This window comes from Caballeronia arationis (genome assembly GCF_001544975.2).
GTDB classification, from domain to species: domain Bacteria; phylum Pseudomonadota; class Gammaproteobacteria; order Burkholderiales; family Burkholderiaceae; genus Caballeronia; species Caballeronia arationis.
The window spans coordinates 1-1,608 of the sequence record NZ_FCOG02000412.1 but is presented as its reverse complement, the minus strand read 5'-3'; the positions used below and the strand labels follow the sequence as shown (position 1 = coordinate 1,608).

Genomic DNA, 1,608 nt, shown 5'->3' with positions numbered 1-1,608 from the left:
TTTGCTTGCGTTTTCCATTCTTCAAATCTCCCGTTACAGCCAAGATCCAAAGTCTCCTACATTTCCGGGGCGCTTCAATCCTTTACGCGACCTCACGTCGCACCCATACATGATGTCTAGCTCGCGCTCGTCCGAACGGCCCCAGGTGAGTGCTTACGCTATTGCGACGGAAGGGGAATTAGAAACTGGCCGCTAGCGCGGTCATGCTGTTGGCTGCTCGCTTGATTCCGGCCCGCTAATCGGTGTGTGTAATTGGAAGCGCGGTCGGACGGTTACCTACATCAACGGGTCTCAAACGTAGGCAAAGTGTGGTGTCCCGCACGGAAGCGGCCATTTCGGCCGAATAACCTCGTGCGGAGCTATAGAACAAGCTGCGTCTTGCAAAGCAAGAATAATCTGCGGTGCCAGTGCGTCGCACAGTGACCGTTAATGTTGTGTGCTCCCGATGATTGCGACGCCCGAAGCAATCGCACATTCGCAGTTGGCGCCGCAGTGCTTTAAGCCGGTTCGCGCTGTTAGCCGGCCGTCATTGATTTGCTTGGAGACAACAGCATGGAAGCTCGTGATCTAGCACTGACGCACATCCGAGAGGCCATTGTTTCAGCTGACGTCTTGAGAGTGAAGTCTTCTGCCGTGCTGGTCTCGGATCTGAAGATCCTGTTAGAAATAGCGGAAACTGCAATTCAGGATGAGGGGATGAAACCCATTGTTTACGTCGGCGGCGTCCCAGACCCAAAAGCGTAGCAATCGAAGGTCATTGCGACACGTGTCGCCGTCCGCTCAGTGTGAATCGGCAAGCGGTAACCGATGCAAAGCTCGTTCAGCCTTGTCGCATTCAGGATCGCAACGATGTACGTTGAAACTGTGACCTCTGTGACAAAGCACACGGCTAAAAAGCCATTTGGATAATCAATCCTACTGCTTTCAGGGTCGATGAATCACCCGCCCGAATTTAAGGCGCGGGCCTTTCTCATTAACAATCACGCTCTCATAGAAGCGCATTCCCTGTAACTTGTCGATTTACTCGTGCCACATTTCTGCGCTTCCGCCGTACATAGTCGGTCTTGCAGATTGACGTGAAGGCAGACGTGGCATGGCAACAAGCGTGAATAAAGTGTTGCGTAACTCCCAGATTCAATATGGAATTGGCATATCTTCTGGGAGTGAGAGCCGCCGATGAGCACGCCGGATTTCTTTCGCAGCCGTCTGGATTCGATGATCGATTTGCGGCATAACTCCGAGGCCAAGATTATTCCGAGAGCGATCTCGATCGACCCGGGATTGCCGGCGCCGCACTGTAGACAGGTGGTGCCGGTACTCGGAATTATTAGAGGCTCTTCAGGAATTGCATCACCCGGTCATCCGGTCGGTACCGAGATACCGGGACTTTCCTGGTAGCCGTTTGGGCAAGTGCGCGCTCCTTAAGTTGCATGTCTGCGTGCAAATAAATCGATGTCGTTTCCGGCGATTCGTGTCCCAGCCATAGTGCAATCACGGTCTGCTCGGCGCCATGATGTAGCAGGTCCATGGCGAGTTATGGTCGGAACTGGTGTTCGGGTGAGGCAGGGATTTGAAGGCGGTGGCGGTTTAGCTGAGAATGTTGCTTGT

1 protein-coding gene is annotated in these 1,608 nt (G+C 53.5%); it reads left to right on the top strand.

The features are described from left to right. Positions 1–552 precede the first annotated feature (552 nt). Positions 553–744: a hypothetical protein gene (locus AWB81_RS42770; RefSeq protein ID WP_062644608.1), complete on the top strand. Its 192-nt coding sequence runs from the start codon at positions 553–555 to the stop codon at positions 742–744. Positions 745–1,608: the final 864 nt, after the last annotated feature.